The sequence below is a fragment of the Microvirga sp. ACRRW genome (assembly GCF_022346925.1).
Taxonomy (GTDB): domain Bacteria; phylum Pseudomonadota; class Alphaproteobacteria; order Rhizobiales; family Beijerinckiaceae; genus Microvirga.
In genome coordinates, this window is sequence record NZ_JAKRNJ010000001.1 from 120,227 (window position 1) to 134,243 (window position 14,017).

At 60.0% G+C, this 14,017-nt stretch carries 14 protein-coding genes; 7 read left to right on the top strand and 7 right to left on the bottom strand.

What is annotated here, in order from left to right:
* Positions 1-20: 20 nt before the first annotated feature.
* Positions 21-755 carry an RNA methyltransferase gene (locus MHY87_RS00710; RefSeq protein ID WP_239349701.1) on the bottom strand — a complete coding sequence of 245 codons (735 nt, stop codon included), beginning with the start codon at positions 753-755 and terminating at the stop codon, positions 21-23.
* Between the two features lie 127 nt (positions 756-882).
* Here MHY87_RS00710 and MHY87_RS00715 point away from each other — a divergent pair, with 127 nt between their 5' ends.
* The 3 genes from MHY87_RS00715 (at position 883) to MHY87_RS00725 (ending at position 3,430) form a co-directional block, all read left to right on the top strand.
* Complete coding sequence (locus MHY87_RS00715; RefSeq protein WP_239348462.1) at positions 883-1,632, top strand: hypothetical protein; 750 nt, start codon at positions 883-885, stop codon at positions 1,630-1,632.
* Between the two features lie 96 nt (positions 1,633-1,728).
* Positions 1,729-2,106, top strand: a complete 378-nt coding sequence (locus MHY87_RS00720) for a phospholipase A2 family protein (RefSeq protein WP_239348463.1) — start codon at positions 1,729-1,731, stop codon at positions 2,104-2,106.
* 109 nt (positions 2,107-2,215) lie between these two features.
* Positions 2,216-3,430 (top strand): NADP-dependent isocitrate dehydrogenase, encoded by a 1,215-nt coding sequence (locus MHY87_RS00725; RefSeq protein ID WP_239348464.1) that lies wholly within the window; start codon positions 2,216-2,218, stop codon positions 3,428-3,430.
* Between the two features lie 54 nt (positions 3,431-3,484).
* Here MHY87_RS00725 and MHY87_RS00730 read toward each other — a convergent pair whose 3' ends face one another.
* Positions 3,485-4,402 (bottom strand): YwqG family protein, encoded by a 918-nt coding sequence (locus MHY87_RS00730; RefSeq protein WP_239348465.1) that lies wholly within the window; start codon positions 4,400-4,402, stop codon positions 3,485-3,487.
* A 90-nt stretch (positions 4,403-4,492) separates the two neighbouring features.
* On the opposite strand from MHY87_RS00730, the gene MHY87_RS00735 reads away from it, so the two are divergent.
* A complete protein-coding gene (locus MHY87_RS00735) occupies positions 4,493-5,344 on the top strand; it encodes a hypothetical protein (protein WP_239348466.1) in 852 nt (283 codons plus the stop codon).
* A 354-nt stretch (positions 5,345-5,698) separates the two neighbouring features.
* Here the strand turns inward: MHY87_RS00735 and MHY87_RS00740 are convergent, their stop codons facing one another.
* Positions 5,699-5,860 (bottom strand): hypothetical protein, encoded by a 162-nt coding sequence (locus MHY87_RS00740; RefSeq protein WP_239348467.1) that lies wholly within the window; start codon positions 5,858-5,860, stop codon positions 5,699-5,701.
* Between the two features lie 169 nt (positions 5,861-6,029).
* On the opposite strand from MHY87_RS00740, the gene MHY87_RS00745 reads away from it, so the two are divergent.
* From MHY87_RS00745 to MHY87_RS00755, 3 genes are all read left to right on the top strand, one after another.
* Positions 6,030-6,497: a GFA family protein gene (locus tag MHY87_RS00745; protein WP_239348468.1), complete on the top strand. Its 468-nt coding sequence runs from the start codon at positions 6,030-6,032 to the stop codon at positions 6,495-6,497.
* A gap of 156 nt (positions 6,498-6,653) precedes the next feature.
* Positions 6,654-7,085, top strand: coding sequence for a DUF2231 domain-containing protein (locus MHY87_RS00750; RefSeq protein WP_239348469.1), 432 nt, complete (start codon positions 6,654-6,656; stop codon positions 7,083-7,085).
* The gene (locus MHY87_RS00755; RefSeq protein ID WP_239348470.1) at positions 7,082-8,365 is read left to right on the top strand and encodes a sorbosone dehydrogenase family protein; all 1,284 of its coding nucleotides are present in this window, start codon (positions 7,082-7,084) and stop codon (positions 8,363-8,365) included. The genes MHY87_RS00750 and MHY87_RS00755 overlap by 4 nt, the downstream gene beginning before the upstream one ends.
* 100 nt (positions 8,366-8,465) lie before the next feature.
* Here the strand turns inward: MHY87_RS00755 and MHY87_RS00760 are convergent, their stop codons facing one another.
* From MHY87_RS00760 to MHY87_RS00775, 4 genes are all read right to left on the bottom strand, one after another.
* The gene (locus MHY87_RS00760) at positions 8,466-8,924 is read right to left on the bottom strand and encodes a translation initiation factor 2 (RefSeq protein ID WP_239348471.1); all 459 of its coding nucleotides are present in this window, start codon (positions 8,922-8,924) and stop codon (positions 8,466-8,468) included.
* Positions 8,925-9,113: 189 nt separating this feature from the next.
* Positions 9,114-11,768, bottom strand: coding sequence for an alanine--tRNA ligase (gene alaS, locus MHY87_RS00765; protein ID WP_239348472.1), 2,655 nt, complete (start codon positions 11,766-11,768; stop codon positions 9,114-9,116).
* Between the two features lie 340 nt (positions 11,769-12,108).
* The gene (gene recA / locus MHY87_RS00770) at positions 12,109-13,203 is read right to left on the bottom strand and encodes a recombinase RecA (RefSeq protein WP_304611092.1); all 1,095 of its coding nucleotides are present in this window, start codon (positions 13,201-13,203) and stop codon (positions 12,109-12,111) included.
* 248 nt (positions 13,204-13,451) lie between these two features.
* Complete coding sequence (locus MHY87_RS00775; RefSeq protein ID WP_239348474.1) at positions 13,452-13,919, bottom strand: hypothetical protein; 468 nt, start codon at positions 13,917-13,919, stop codon at positions 13,452-13,454.
* Between the last annotated feature and the right edge of the window lie 98 nt (positions 13,920-14,017).

A 14,017-nucleotide genomic window follows, 5' to 3' on the forward strand; every position in this document is an offset into this window, starting at 1 on the left:
AACACTAGAGCAGAAGAGATTTAAGGCTTTCTCAACCGGCGCCCTTCCGCAAGTGCGCGAATCGCCCCGCGCAGGGTGCGAACATCCTGCTCTGTCATTTCAAGCCGGTGGAAAATATCACGCATATTCCGGGCCATAACTGGCTTTTTATCTTCAGGATAGAAGTTCACCGCCTCCAACTCATCCTCGAGATAATCGAAGAAAGAAGTAACCATCTCGCGAGATGCCGGCGGTGAAATTCTCTCGCCGGAAAACGGCAGCGCCCCGCCGGTCGCAAGCTTGTACCATTCATACGAGACGAGCAGCACCGCCTGGGCGAGGTTGAGCGACGAGAATTGCGGATCGACCGGGAAGGTGATGATGGCATCCGCCAGCGACACCTCATCGTTCTCAAGGCCCGTCCGCTCGCGCCCGAACATGATGCCGATGCGCTGCCCCTCGCCACTTCGCCGGTGCGCCTCTGTCATCGCCGTATCCGGCCCGAACACGCGCTTCATCTGCCCCCGCTCGCGCGCGGTGGTGGCGAAGACGAAGTTGAGATCGGCAATCGCCTCGCGCGCCGTGTCGTAGAGAATCGCGCCTTCCAGCACATGTACCGCGCCGGAAGCCGCCGAATGCGCGCCTTTTCTGGGCCAGCCATCGCGCGGAGCGACGATGCGCAGTTCCGAGAGACCGAAATTGGCCATGGCGCGCGCCACCATGCCGATATTCTCGGCCAGTTGGGGCTCAACGAGGATGATGGTTGGGAGCTTCATTGCATTGAGGTCTTGAGTGATCGGCTGAACAGAGTTCACTTCCATACGCCCCATGCTCCCGGGCCGCCACATTGATTTCCCGATCAAGCTTCACAGATGGCATCTTAAGCCCAATGGCGGGAAAGCGATGCTCGTCGGTAGCGAAATCCTGATTTCGGTCGCCACCTTTATCCTCCTCGTGGGGGTTTCACTCGGCTGCCTGTTCGGACACACCAGGCTTTCCCCCAAACAGCTTCAGGAAGACACGAACGCCACCGTCCGGATCGTCGCCAATGTCTTCGTGGTCATCGCGTCCCTGGTGCTGGGCCTCATGCTGAACTCGGCCAAAAACACGTTTCAGGCCGTGGACGACGATCTTCATGCCTATGCGACCGATCTCATCCTGCTGGACAAGACGATCCGCGCGCTGGGGCCGCTCGGCGACGACGCCCATCGCGGGCTTGTCGCCTATCTGGAGAGAGCACTCAGCGCCAATCCCGGCGTCGCAGCCGACCGGGAGGCCGGCATCCTGCTGGACGAGGTCGGGAATCGTCTCAGGGCGATCCGTGTCACGGACGATCAGCAGACAGCCCTCTGGAACGAGGCGCGGCAACTCTATCGGGAAGTCCTCGACCAGCGCTGGGTCATCGCCGGTCAATCGGGAGGAACGATCCCGATGCCTCTCGTCATCGTCGTGATCGCTTGGCTTGTCCTGATCTTCGCAAGTTTCGGCTACCGGTCGCCCCGGAATACGGTGGTCATCAGCACGCTCGTCGCCGCAGCCCTCCTCATCTCCGCCTCGCTCTGCCTGATCCTGGACATGGACAACCCATCATCGGGACTGATCCAGGTCTCGGACATGCCCTTGCAGCGTGTCCTGGAGCAGATCCGGCAATAAAGCTCCAGATCGGAACCCAGTCCGGTTGAAGGCATTGTTTCCTCTGCCGCCTCCCGGCCGGCTTCCCGCTTTCATCAGATCCTTCCGGAGTTGAAATTGCCCTGGCTGCGCAGGTTTGTGACATTGCTTTGCCTCATCCTGGCATCCCCGGTCTCGGCCCGTTCCGGCATCAGCAACCCGCAGACATCCGCCCCCCTTTTCCATGGCAACTGGTGCGGCGCAGGCGATGCCAATCGCGCCTCCCCCATCGACAGGCTCGATGCCGCCTGCCGGGCGCACGACCTTTGCTATGAGCGGGTCGGGCGGGGAGCCTGCATCTGCGACCAGGCGCTCCTGAAGGCGACGGCGGCTCTCATCCGGAACCCAACGACCCAGGCCAACCTGCGAAGCAAGGCTGCCACGGTGAATTCCCTGTTCAGCGCCGTCCTGTGTCGGGAGGATGGGAAAAACGTCCAAAGCCGCAGAAAGCGCTGAATTGGGGCGATCCCCCCACCTTCCCCCGGAGCCTTAACCGCGCTATAGCCCCGGCAACCCGTCTGCCGCAGGCAGGCCGTTTCAGCCCTGGAAAAACAAGGTGAGATCAATGGCGAAGATCAAGGTTGCCAATCCGGTCGTCGAACTCGACGGCGACGAGATGACCCGCATTATTTGGCACTTCATCAAAGAGAAGCTGATCCACCCCTATCTCGACATCGACCTGAAGTACTACGACCTGGGCATCGAGCACCGCGATGCCACCAGCGACAAGGTCACGGTCGAAGCCGCAGAGGCCATCAAGAAGTACGGCGTCGGCGTGAAGTGCGCCACCATCACGCCGGACGAGGCCCGCGTGGAAGAGTTCAAGCTGAAGGACATGTGGAAGTCGCCCAACGGCACGATCCGCAACATCCTCGGCGGCGTGATCTTCCGCGAGCCGATCATCTGCAAGAACGTTCCGCGCCTCGTGCCCGGCTGGACCCAGCCGATCATCGTCGGCCGTCACGCCTTCGGCGACCAGTACAAGGCCACCGATTTCAAGGTGCCCGGCAAGGGCCGCATGACGATCAAGTTCGAGGGCGAGGACGGCACCGTCATCGAGAAGGAAGTCTTCAAGTTCCCGGGTGCCGGCGTCGCCATGGCGATGTACAACCTGGACGAGTCGATCCGCGAGTTCGCCCGCGCCTCCATGAACTACGGCCTGAACCGCAAGTATCCGGTCTATCTCTCCACGAAGAACACCATCCTCAAGGCCTATGACGGCCGCTTCAAGGACATCTTCGAGGAAGTCTACCAAAACGAGTTCAAGGCGAAGTTCGACGCCGCCGGCATCACCTACGAGCACCGCCTCATCGACGACATGGTGGCCTCGGCCCTCAAGTGGTCGGGCGGCTATGTGTGGGCCTGTAAGAACTACGACGGCGACGTGCAGTCCGACACCGTCGCCCAGGGCTTCGGCTCGCTCGGCCTCATGACCTCCGTGCTGATGACGCCGGACGGCCAGACAGTGGAAGCGGAAGCCGCCCACGGCACCGTGACCCGCCACTACCGCGAGCACCAGAAGGGCAAGGAGACCTCGACCAACTCCATCGCTTCGATCTTCGCCTGGACCCGCGGCCTCGCCCACCGCGCCAAGCTCGACAACAACCCCGAGCTCGCCAAGTTCGCCGCGACCCTCGAGAAGGTCTGCGTGGACACGGTCGAGTCTGGCTTCATGACGAAGGACCTCGCTCTCCTCGTCGGCGCGGAGCAGAAGTGGCTCTCCACCACCGGCTTCCTCGACAAGATCGACGAGAACCTCAAGAAGGCGATGGCGGCTTAACGGCCAGCTTTCATGTGCGCATCGAAACGGGAGCCGCTGGCTCCCGTTTCCGTTTCAATGGCATTGCAAAATCAGGTGAGCCTTGTCGAACCGCCGCGCCTTGAGGTCGGACCGTTTGATCCAGACATAAAGCAGGCCCAGATCGTCCCAGACCATATCGTGCTCTTCATCAGATGCGATCTGGAAGAGGAAAACCCACTCCTCGCGCTCCGCTTCGACATTGATATGAGCGATTGCCTCTTCGTCCACCCAGGCATCAGAAGTTAGCCCATGGGAGACGAGGACACATTGAGCCGCCATATCGCCCTGAATCTGGCTCGGATGACCTCCGACGTGATGAACTTTCTCATCGTTGTCCTCATGCCATTGAGACCACTCACTGAACGCATCCTCGTCGATAAACTCCAGCGCTTCCCCGCTTTGCGGAGAGAGTGACGAGAGCGAAGGCTCGCATCGGACAGCAAGCGCCTCGAATTGGGTTAGGACTGAATCGTCAGGAGCCTGAACTCTGATCAGATCGGATACGGGAGATGTATCGTAAATCAGGCGAGAACCGTTAAGTGCAGCAGGCTGCAAGCCCCAGGGCATGTCAAAGACATCGTAGAAAAGAAAAAGCCGCCCTTCCTTCGGAAGATCAGGATCGGTAGGCCCAGCTGCCGCTACTTCCGCCAGATCGATCTGCGCAACGAAAGAAAGAGGGCAAGGACGCGTGGCAGCACGGCGGATTTCCTCATCGTATTCCCCCCTTTCCTCGGCATCCGAATAAGGCTCGCGCCAAGGCCACGGGATCGGAGCAGGTAGATCAGGCCGCCCTCCGATTTTCGTCGCGCCGAGCCTGATATCGCCTTCATCAGCCACAGGGATGCTTTCGAGGACCACGGAAGGCTTAGACAAGCCTGCGATCTTACGCGCGGTCTCTTCGCTCAAGCCCATGTCCAGCAGTTTGGCTTCAATATCGGCAATTGTGTGCAAAGGCTTTTCCCCTGTTTAGCATTTGGAAGGGTTCATTTTTCTGGAGATAAGCCTACGATACGAAACAACGGAACGACAACAGGCATAACCATGGCGCGCCATCTGATAAAAAAACTGCTGCGTCTCGACCTTTTCCTGCTTTTGGCGGCAGTCTGCATTCTTGGAATCCAGAGCACCGCTCAAGCCCAATCTCAACTTCAAGCCGTCCGCCTGCGTGAGATCAAGGATCTCGACAAGCTCGATCCCAACTGGATCATGGGGGTGTGCAATCTGCCCGGCCTCGAATGCAACAAGGTGGAAGTGCCGCGCCTGTTCGAGCGCAAGACGGAAACAGGTCGAGAGTTCTATGCCGTGATGGTGAACAGGACGATCTCCCGTCTTGAAATGAAAGCACCGGGCCAGTGGCAACTTCTGAACCGTTGGAGTTTCGAGAAATATCCCCTGCCAACGGCTCAAGACGGTTCAGAGGCGAGGATGATCGACATCCACCCTGCCCTCTATCCCGCAGGTCCCGGCCTTTGGGCCGTTGCCGTGCTCGATGATAAGTTGGAAAGCTATTCAGGTGGCGGCGCTCAATTCGTCATCGCGGATTTCGTGACACTCGATCCAGCAATCACAGACATCGATGAAGATCAGCGGAAGTTCGGCAATATCCCTTTCAGCTGCAACAAAACCGTGCGCGCCTGCTTTACGGAAAAAGAACATAAGACCTCGCCGCATTGCCACGACGAGAGCACAGGTTATCTCACGCTGAAATATGCGGCGACCACAGCAAGTCGTTACTACGACTGGACAGCCACCTGGAACGAAACGTCCTGGCCCGCAGGCGTTCCTCTATCCAAAGAGAAAACGACGCAGCAAACACTTGCTCTTAAGCCAGATTCAAAATCCGAGGCATTTGACGCGTTCGCATTCTGCGACGGAGGGCCCGCAGGCCGATAGACCCTGCTCATTTGCAGGAGCGCATAAACAACGACCTCACTCACCCTTTTCAGGCGAATGAGGCCTTATCAAAATAAGAGACACGCAAAGCGCTTCTTAGTGCTTCTCGTTTTGCCCGCTTGCGCTCTCCTGCGGAGAGCGTCTCTTCTCGCGCCTGATGCGCTTCATGAGAGCAATCGACGCCAGCATCGTGCGCTCGAGTTGATTCAACATCGGCAACGTCTCGGGAGAGGGTGATGAATGCTTGATGTCTTGCATGCTCCGACCTCTGCCTTTCCTGATAGATTACACAAACTGTTCGGATAAGAATCTGGCTTGGCAGTAGGGCTAGAATGTGGCCCGGTTAGGAATGATCTAAGCATCCGGCGGCCCAAAATCGCGCCTGGAATGAAAGCGGCGATAACGTTGCTTGGACAGACCGGCCAATTGCAACGATCCTTCGTAAGCCATCAGGCCTGTGATCACCAGCGAAGCAACACCGGCTGAACCGATCACATGAAGCAAGAAGCCAGCCATGCACGCCTCCGGACTCTCAACAGCAAGTGTAAGCTGGAGACGGCAGAATCTCGCCTGCCCATAGGGACTACCTAGTTGATCGATCAGCTTCTCATGAAAGGATGCTACCATATACATACGGAATAAAGTTCGCATATGCTGCTTCAACTGAAGCGCTGGAGTTTGATCGATGACTGACTCAGAATTCCAACCCGCCATGACTGGCGGCTGCCAGTGCGGCGCGGTGCGTTACGCGTTGATGTCGGAGCCGACGCATGCCAGCATCTGTCATTGCCGCATGTGCCAGAAGGCTTTCGGCAATTACTTTTCCGCGTTGACTGGCGTGCCGCGCAAAGACCTGATCTGGACGAAGGGGCAGCCCGGGAATTTCAGAAGCTCGGAAGCCGTGGAGCGCGGGTTTTGCCGCGATTGCGGAACGCCGCTCACCTATAATGCCCTTGAGACGGATCGCATCACCATCTCCATCGGCAGCCTCGATGAGCCAGGGCGGGTGAAGCCTGAAATCCAATATGGCGTCGAAGGTAGATTGCCAGCCTTCGAGAAGCTGCACACGCTTCCCGGCATCACGACCGAGGACGACAATCCGCCCGAGATGCTGATGAAGATGAAATCACGCCAGCATCCCGACCACGATTGAGGCCCCGTCTGCATCTCGGGCGGAGACGATCACAGACTCGCTATCGACAAATCTTGGCCGTTCCCGAAACCTACCGCCTCCTAACGCATTGACCCAGCGGCGACTTTGCCGGGCGCAAGATCGTGCGCCCAGTTCAGAAACGAGAGGGAAAGTGCATTGGTTGTTGCCTCCAGTCCAGGTCTTGTAAGGCCGCTTCATCCCCTTCACGCAATCTTTCTCGCTTTTCCGCTGCCGTTGTTCGCAGGAGCGCTGATCAGCGATTTCGCTTATCGGGCCACCTTTCACGTGCAATGGGCGAACTTCTCGTCCTGGCTCATCGCCGGCGGCTTGGTTGGCGGCGGCTTCGCCGTGCTTTGGGCGCTGGTCAATCTCTTTCGCAAAGGCACTGCGCGGAGAGGACGTCTGATGGTCTATTTCGTCGTGCTGCTCGCCATGTGGGTGCTCGGCTTCGTCAACGCTCTCGTCCACGCGAAGGACGCCTGGGCGACCATGCCTGAGGGCCTTTATCTGTCTGCGATCGCGACGCTCCTGGCCTTCGTTGCAGCCTGGATCGGCTATTCCGGATTTCATGCAGGAGAGGTGAAATGATCCGCTCAACCCTCCTTATCGGCACCCTGGCCATTGCTCTCGCTGCCAGCAACGCAGAAGCCCAGCAACAGCAATATGGCCCAAACCCGAACCTGCCCGAGCCGGAGCGCGGCTTGTTGCCCAGCATGAAAATTCCACGACCGGCCAATTGGGGCAACGAACTCCCGAAGGTGCCGCAGGGCTACAAGATTCAACCCATCGCCACGGATCTCAAGATTCCGCGCCAGACTCTGCTTCTTCCCAATGGCGATATTCTTGTTGCTGAGGGCTCCGGCGGCTACGCGCCGACGCTACGCCCTAAGGACATGATCGCGGGCTACATCAAGAGCCTGGGCAAAAGCTCAGTGAAAGGCGGCAATCGGCTGACACTTCTGCGCGATGCCGATGGCGACGGCACCTATGAACTGCAGGGCGTTTTCGCCGACAACCTCAACGCGCCTTACGGTCTCGCCTTCGTCAACGGTGCCATCTACGTCGCCAATCAGGATGAGCTGGTGCGGTTCGACTATCGTGACGGCGACACAAAGGCGAGCGCGCCTCCCATGAAGGTCACGGATCTCCCTGCCGTGATCAATCATCACTGGACGAAAGCCATGACCGCCAGCGCGGACGGGCGCTTTCTCTATGTAGGCATCGGCTCCAACAGCAACATCACCGAACGCGGGATGGATGCCGAGGAAGACCGAGCCATGATCTGGCAGATCGATGTGCAGACGGGGACACACAAGCCTTACGCGACAGGACTTCGCAACCCCACTGCCCTCACCATTCAGCCCGGCACGGGCCAGCTCTGGGCAGTCGTGAACGAGCGGGATGAAATCGGCCCTGATCTCGTCCCCGACTATCTGACCTCAGTGAAGGAAGGCGGGTTCTACGGATGGCCCTACAGCTATTGGGGTCAGAATGTCGACCCGCGCGCGCAACCGCAGGATCCGGAAAAGGTCGCGGCAGCCATTCGCCCGGATTACGCCCTGGGTTCGCATGTGGCAGCGCTCGGCGTGGCTTTCTCGACACCGGAGATGGGCCCGAATTTCACTGACGGCGTGTTCGTGGGCATGCACGGCAGCTGGAACCGCAGCGCTCCGGTGGGCTACAAGGTCGTCTTCGTTCCGTTCCGCGACGGTAAGCCTGCGGGCGACCCCATCGATTTTGTGTCCGGCTTCCTGGTCGATGACGGCAACACGCGTGGACGCCCGGTCGGCGTGACAGTGGATCCGCGCGGCGCCTTGATCGTCGCCGACGACCTGTCAAACACGATCTGGAGAATTACGAAGAACTAGGTCCGACGGGCGGCAACTTCATGACTAAGGGCGCGAATGTTTCAGAGGAGCTGGCGGGAATGGAATCCCGCCAGCTCCCGACGTTTACAAGCATCATGTCTTAAGACGTAGGCGCAGCCTGTTCCTTCACCGGCCCACGCGACACCGCAGGCTTCTGCGGCTTGTTCTTGCGCGAGAGAACGAGCGGGACGAGGCTGACCGTCACAGGATTCGGATAGTGCTCAAGTGTCGAGCCGGTCGCCGCATCGACACCCATGCCGATTACGCCACCGACAAGGACGTTGCCCGCGAAACCGGCCGCACCGGCGCCAGCAAGACGCGTCTGCACCATCACGTCCTGGCTCTGGTAGCCCTGCTTGGAAAAGGTCGCGATGAACTCGGACTTGCGGCTGATATCGAGGGTGCAGGGTGTCGTCGGGCAGGTCAGGCCTGTCGAGGTCCGCATCTCAGCGGGCGGCGTGGAATCGAAGGTGATCTGTTCGGTGGTGCCGCGGGTGACCGTGGCGCAGGCGCCAAGGGATAGGCTGCCCGCAAGAACTGCGAGAATGGATAAGCGCATGATGCTGCCCCGTTATCTTTCTTTGTTGTTTCTCGCCGATGCGAGCCAATACAACTAGAAGGATGCGCTACTTCATTTCAAGCGTGGAACGAGGCTGTGCACAGGGCCTTAAGCCGCCTGCCCCGATCCCCTTGAGGATCGAGACAGATGGTCAGATTCAATGCCGTTGCGTGAGGAGATGGACAGGCCTTACGCGCCTGTCGACATCGCCTCTTCGATGGCCGAGAGCGCGGCTTCGGCCTGGGCTCCGTCGGGGCCGCCGGCCTGGGCCATGTCGCGGCGTCCGCCGCCGCCCTTGCCACCGAGCTTTTCGGAGCCGACGCGCACGAGCGAGACGGCGTCGTATTTCGACGTCAGATCATCCGTGACAGCCACCACGATTCCGGCCTTGCCATCCTCGGCAACGCCGACAATCGCGACCACGCCGGAACCAAGGCGCTTCTTGCCCTCGTCCGCGAGGCTCTTGAGGTCCTTCATCTCGACGCCGGTGACCGCACGGGCCATGAGCTTCACGCCGTTAATGTCCTTGATCGGATCGCCCCCGCCTGCAGCCCCGCCGCCCATGGCGAGCTTGCGCCGCGCCTCGGCGAGTTCGCGTTCCAGCTTGCGGCGCTCTTCCATAAGAGCCGCGAGACGCGAGGACACATCGTCGACCGGAGTCTTCAAGATGCTCGCAACCTCTCGCAGCTTGCGGCTTTCATCCGCGAGGTAACGGCGCGCGGCATCGCCCGTCATTGCCTCGAGACGGCGCACGCCCGCAGCGACCGCGCTCTCGGCCACGATGGTGACGAGGCCGATGTCGCCCGTGCGGTTCACATGCGTGCCGCCGCAGAGTTCGATGGAGAAGGTCTTATTGCCTTCGGTCTTGCCCATGGAGACGACGCGAACCTCATCGCCGTACTTCTCGCCGAAGAGCGCGCGCGCACCGGATTCGATGGCCTCATCGACGGCCATGAGCTTGGTCACGACCGGCTCGTTCTGGAGCAGCACCTTGTTGGCGATCTCCTCGACTTCCTTCAGCTCCGCATCCTCGATGGGCTTCGGGTGGCTGAAGTCGAAGCGCAGACGGTCGGGCGCAACCATCGAGCCCTTCTGGGCGACGTGATCGCCGAGCACCTGACGCAGCGCCTCGTGCAGAAGGTGCGTCGCCGAATGGTTCGAGCGTACGGCAGAGCGACGCTCATGATCGACGATCAGTTCGAGGGACTGGTTGAGCTTCAGCGCACCATGCTCGACCGTGACATGATGCACGAAGAGATCGCCGAGCTTCTTCTCGGTGCCGGTCACGCGAACGCGCGCCCCCTCGCCCTGCATCACGCCGGTATCGCCGACCTGTCCGCCGGACTCGCCGTAGAACGGCGTCTGGTTCAGGACCACGAGGCCGGTCTCGCCAGCCTTCAGCGCCGAGACTTCCTTGCCGTCCTTGAGCAGCGCAACGACGACGCCTTCCGCCTGCTCGGTATCGTAACCGAAGAACTCGGTAGCACCCGTGCGCTCCTTGACGCCGAACCACACGGTTTCCGTCGCCGCCTCGCCTGAGCCCGACCAGGCTGCGCGAGCCTTCTCGCGCTGGCGCTCCATGGCGGCGTTGAAGGCATCCGTATCGACGCCGATGCCGCGCGGCTTCAGCGCGTCCTGCGTCAGGTCGAGCGGGAAGCCGTAGGTGTCGTAGAGGGTGAAGGCCGTGTCGCCCGAAAGGTTCTGACCCTTGCTGAGATTGCGGGTCTCGTCGTCGAGGATCGTGAGGCCGCGCTCCAGGGTTTTGCGGAAGCGGGTTTCTTCCAGCTTCAGCGTCTCGGTGATGAGCGCCTCGGCGCGGATCAGCTCAGGATAAGCCTGCCCCATCTCGCGCACGAGAACGGGCACGAGGCGGTACATCAGCGGATCGCGGGCGCCGAGGAGCTGCGCATGGCGCATGGCGCGGCGCATGATGCGGCGAAGCACGTAGCCGCGGCCTTCGTTGGAAGGAAGAACGCCATCCGCGACCAGGAAGCACGAGGTACGCAGGTGATCCGCGATCACGCGATGCGAGGCCTTGCGGTCGCCTTCCGGCGCGACGCCGGTGGCGTGAGCGACAGCCTCGATGAGGGTGCGGAACAGGTCCGTGTCGTAGTTCGAGTAGACACCCTGCATGATGGCGGAGATGCGCTCCAGGCCCATGCCGGTATCGATAGAGGGCTTCGGCAGGCCGATGCGGTTGCCGGGCTCGATCTGCTCGTATTGCATGAACACGAGGTTCCAGAACTCGAGGAAGCGGTCGCCATCCTCCTCCGGGCTGCCGGGAGGGCCGCCCCAGAGTTTGTCGCCCTGGTCGATGAAGATTTCCGAGCACGGACCGCAGGGGCCGGTATCGCCCATCTGCCAGAAATTGTCCGAGGTCGGGATGCGGATGATCTTGGACTCGGAGAAGCCTGCGATCTTCTTCCAGAGGTTCGCCGCCTCGTCGTCGTCATGATAGACGGTGACGAGCAGCTTGTCCTTCGGCAGGTCGAATTCCTTGGTGATCAGGTTCCAGGCGAGCTCGATGGCCCGTTCCTTGAAGTAATCGCCGAAAGAGAAGTTGCCGAGCATCTCGAAGAAGGTGTGGTGGCGCGCCGTGTAGCCCACATTGTCGAGATCGTTGTGCTTGCCGCCCGCGCGCACGCATTTCTGCGAGCTCGCCGCCGTGCTGTAGGGCCGCTTCTCGACGCCCGTGAAGACGTTCTTGAACTGCACCATGCCGGCATTGGTGAACATCAGGGTCGGGTCGTTGCGCGGCACGAGGGGGCTCGAGGCCACAGCCTCATGGCCGTTCTTGGCAAAATAATCGAGGAAGGCCGACCGGATTTCGTTGACGCCGCTCATGGGTTCTCAAACTCGGGAATTGGGGGCCTCTCAGCCCTGGTAATCTCTTGATGGAGGCCGGTTTTAGCCGTCCCCGGCCCCTCTGTCGAGGCGGGGCGTCATAATACGCTGCATACGCTGCGTCATCCCGGACGCCGACAGGCGATCCGGGATCGTTCCCAGAACAGAGCGCCATTCTCGGACAGCGATCCCGTGCTCTGCTTTGCAGTTTCGAGATGACGGCATTCAAAATGAAAAAGACCGCCGCGATCTCTCGCGACGGCCCTTCCTTTGCCCTTGAAGGAGAGCAAACCCTTTATGGAGCGGCGTTCCGGCCGGACAACCGGCCAATACGTCATCCTTATTCAGCGGAACCTTCATCCAGGTCCTCGGCGGTCGGGGTGGCCTGATCCAGAATGCGATCGGCGAGCAGGCCGGAATTCTGGCGGATGAGCGCCTCGATCTTGCCTGCAACCTCGGGATTGTCGCGCAGGAACTGCTTGGAGTTCTCGCGACCCTGGCCGAGGCGCTGGCTGTCGTAGGAGAACCAGGCGCCGGACTTCTCGACGATGCCGGCCTTGACGCCGAGATCGATGAGCTCGCCCACCTTGGACACGCCTTCGCCGAACATGATGTCGAACTCGACCTGCTTGAAGGGCGGAGCGACCTTGTTCTTGACGACCTTGACGCGAACCGAGTTGCCGATCGGATCGTCGCGATCCTTCAGGGTCGAGACGCGGCGGATGTCGAGGCGCACGGAGGCGTAGAACTTCAGGGCGTTACCGCCCGTGGTGGTCTCAGGGCTTCCGTACATGACGCCGATCTTCATGCGGATCTGGTTGATGAAGATCACCATCGTCTTCGAGCGCGAGATCGAGCCGGTGAGCTTGCGCAGGGCCTGGCTCATGAGACGAGCCTGGAGGCCGGGCTGCACATCGCCCATCTCGCCGTCGAGCTCGGCCTTCGGGGTCAGCGCCGCCACCGAGTCGATGACCAGCACGTCGACCGCGCCGGAGCGGACCAGCGTGTCGCAGATTTCGAGAGCCTGCTCGCCGGTATCGGGCTGGGAGATCAGGAGATCGTCCAGGTTGACGCCGAGCTTGCGGGCATAAACGGGATCGAGCGCGTGTTCCGCGTCCACGAAGGCGCAGACGCCGCCCTTCTTCTGGGCTTCGGCGATGGTGTGCAGCGCGAGCGTCGTCTTACCGGACGATTCCGGCCCGTAGATCTCGATGATGCGGCCGCGGGGCAGACCGCCCACGCCGAGCGCGATGTCGAGGCCGAGCGAACCCGTCGAGACGGTTTCGATTTCCACCGGCTGCTGGCCCTTGCCGAGCCGCATGATCGAGCCCTTGCCGAAGGCACGCTCGATCTGAGAGAGCGCCGCGTCGAGAGCTTTCGATTTGTCTTTATCCATTGATGTATTTTCCACCAGTCTCAGCGAAGACTGCGACATGACCAGAACATCCTTATGGCAGGAGGAGGAGTGAATCTCAACGCGGTGTTGAGAAGATATATGTACTCACTTTGTTCCTGGTCGCAAGTTCTTTTTTCGTTCTCATTTGAGAATTCACAGGGCTTTCTTCAAGCCACGATGTCGCAGGATAAAACTATTATAAATTCAATATCTTAACAGGGCAAAAGCGACTTCCCCCACTCCTACCCTTTATCAACCGGGACTGACAAAAACAGCGCTTTCCCGGCTCACTGAACGCCAATGTCGGCCTTCAGCTTTTTGATGACCTCATCAATGACAGGGTAAGCCTGCAGGTGGATGAATGGTCGCCCTTCCCTTAGCTGGATAAGACAACCGACAAAGTAGACCTCTTTGTCACCGAAGCTCCAAATTTGGAGTGCGGTTGGGTGACTGCCGACCTCTATGTCTGGCAGGGTTCTTTCAAGCCTCGGGATTTTTCCTCTGAAGATCCCTTGCAGTGAATCCGTCATCCGCATGGCCATTTCACGGATTTCATTGATTTCGGCCGGATCTGGCGTGAGGGCAGCCATAGCGCCCTCGGCGTCGTTCTTAAGAGCAGCTTCCACAGTTGCTCGGCAAGTCTGAGGGCTGATCGTGGTTTTGGCCGAAGCGCCCGTTGGAACCAAGCCGATCGCTAAGATGCTTGCAACGAAGCCTTTTAAAAGGCTTGAGATACTGCTTGGGGGACGTTTCATCACAGAACCATAGCGCACAGGGAATGCATCGTAGTTACATATGCTGTATGCTAATTGTCCAGCCTTCGCCCAAGTAGCGTCCCACGGTTCTGAACAGA

Bases quoted from the DNA above. Each gene is read 5' to 3' on its own strand.
- MHY87_RS00760 (WP_239348471.1), bottom strand. From the start codon at position 8,924: ATGCGCTTATCCATTCTCGCAGTTCTTGCGGGCAGCCTATCCCTTGGC.
- MHY87_RS00775 (WP_239348474.1), bottom strand. From the start codon at position 13,919: ATGAAACGTCCCCCAAGCAGTATCTCAAGCCTTTTAAAAGGCTTCGTT.
- alaS (WP_239348472.1), bottom strand. From the start codon at position 11,768: ATGAGCGGCGTCAACGAAATCCGGTCGGCCTTCCTCGATTATTTTGCC.
- MHY87_RS00745 (WP_239348468.1), top strand. From the start codon at position 6,030: ATGACTGACTCAGAATTCCAACCCGCCATGACTGGCGGCTGCCAGTGC.
- MHY87_RS00755 (WP_239348470.1), top strand. From the start codon at position 7,082: ATGATCCGCTCAACCCTCCTTATCGGCACCCTGGCCATTGCTCTCGCT.
- MHY87_RS00735 (WP_239348466.1), top strand. From the start codon at position 4,493: ATGGCGCGCCATCTGATAAAAAAACTGCTGCGTCTCGACCTTTTCCTG.
- recA (WP_304611092.1), bottom strand. From the start codon at position 13,203: ATGTCGCAGTCTTCGCTGAGACTGGTGGAAAATACATCAATGGATAAA.
- MHY87_RS00715 (WP_239348462.1), top strand. From the start codon at position 883: ATGCTCGTCGGTAGCGAAATCCTGATTTCGGTCGCCACCTTTATCCTC.
- MHY87_RS00710 (WP_239349701.1), bottom strand. From the start codon at position 755: ATGAAGCTCCCAACCATCATCCTCGTTGAGCCCCAACTGGCCGAGAAT.
- MHY87_RS00725 (WP_239348464.1), top strand. From the start codon at position 2,216: ATGGCGAAGATCAAGGTTGCCAATCCGGTCGTCGAACTCGACGGCGAC.
- MHY87_RS00740 (WP_239348467.1), bottom strand. From the start codon at position 5,860: ATGGCTGGCTTCTTGCTTCATGTGATCGGTTCAGCCGGTGTTGCTTCG.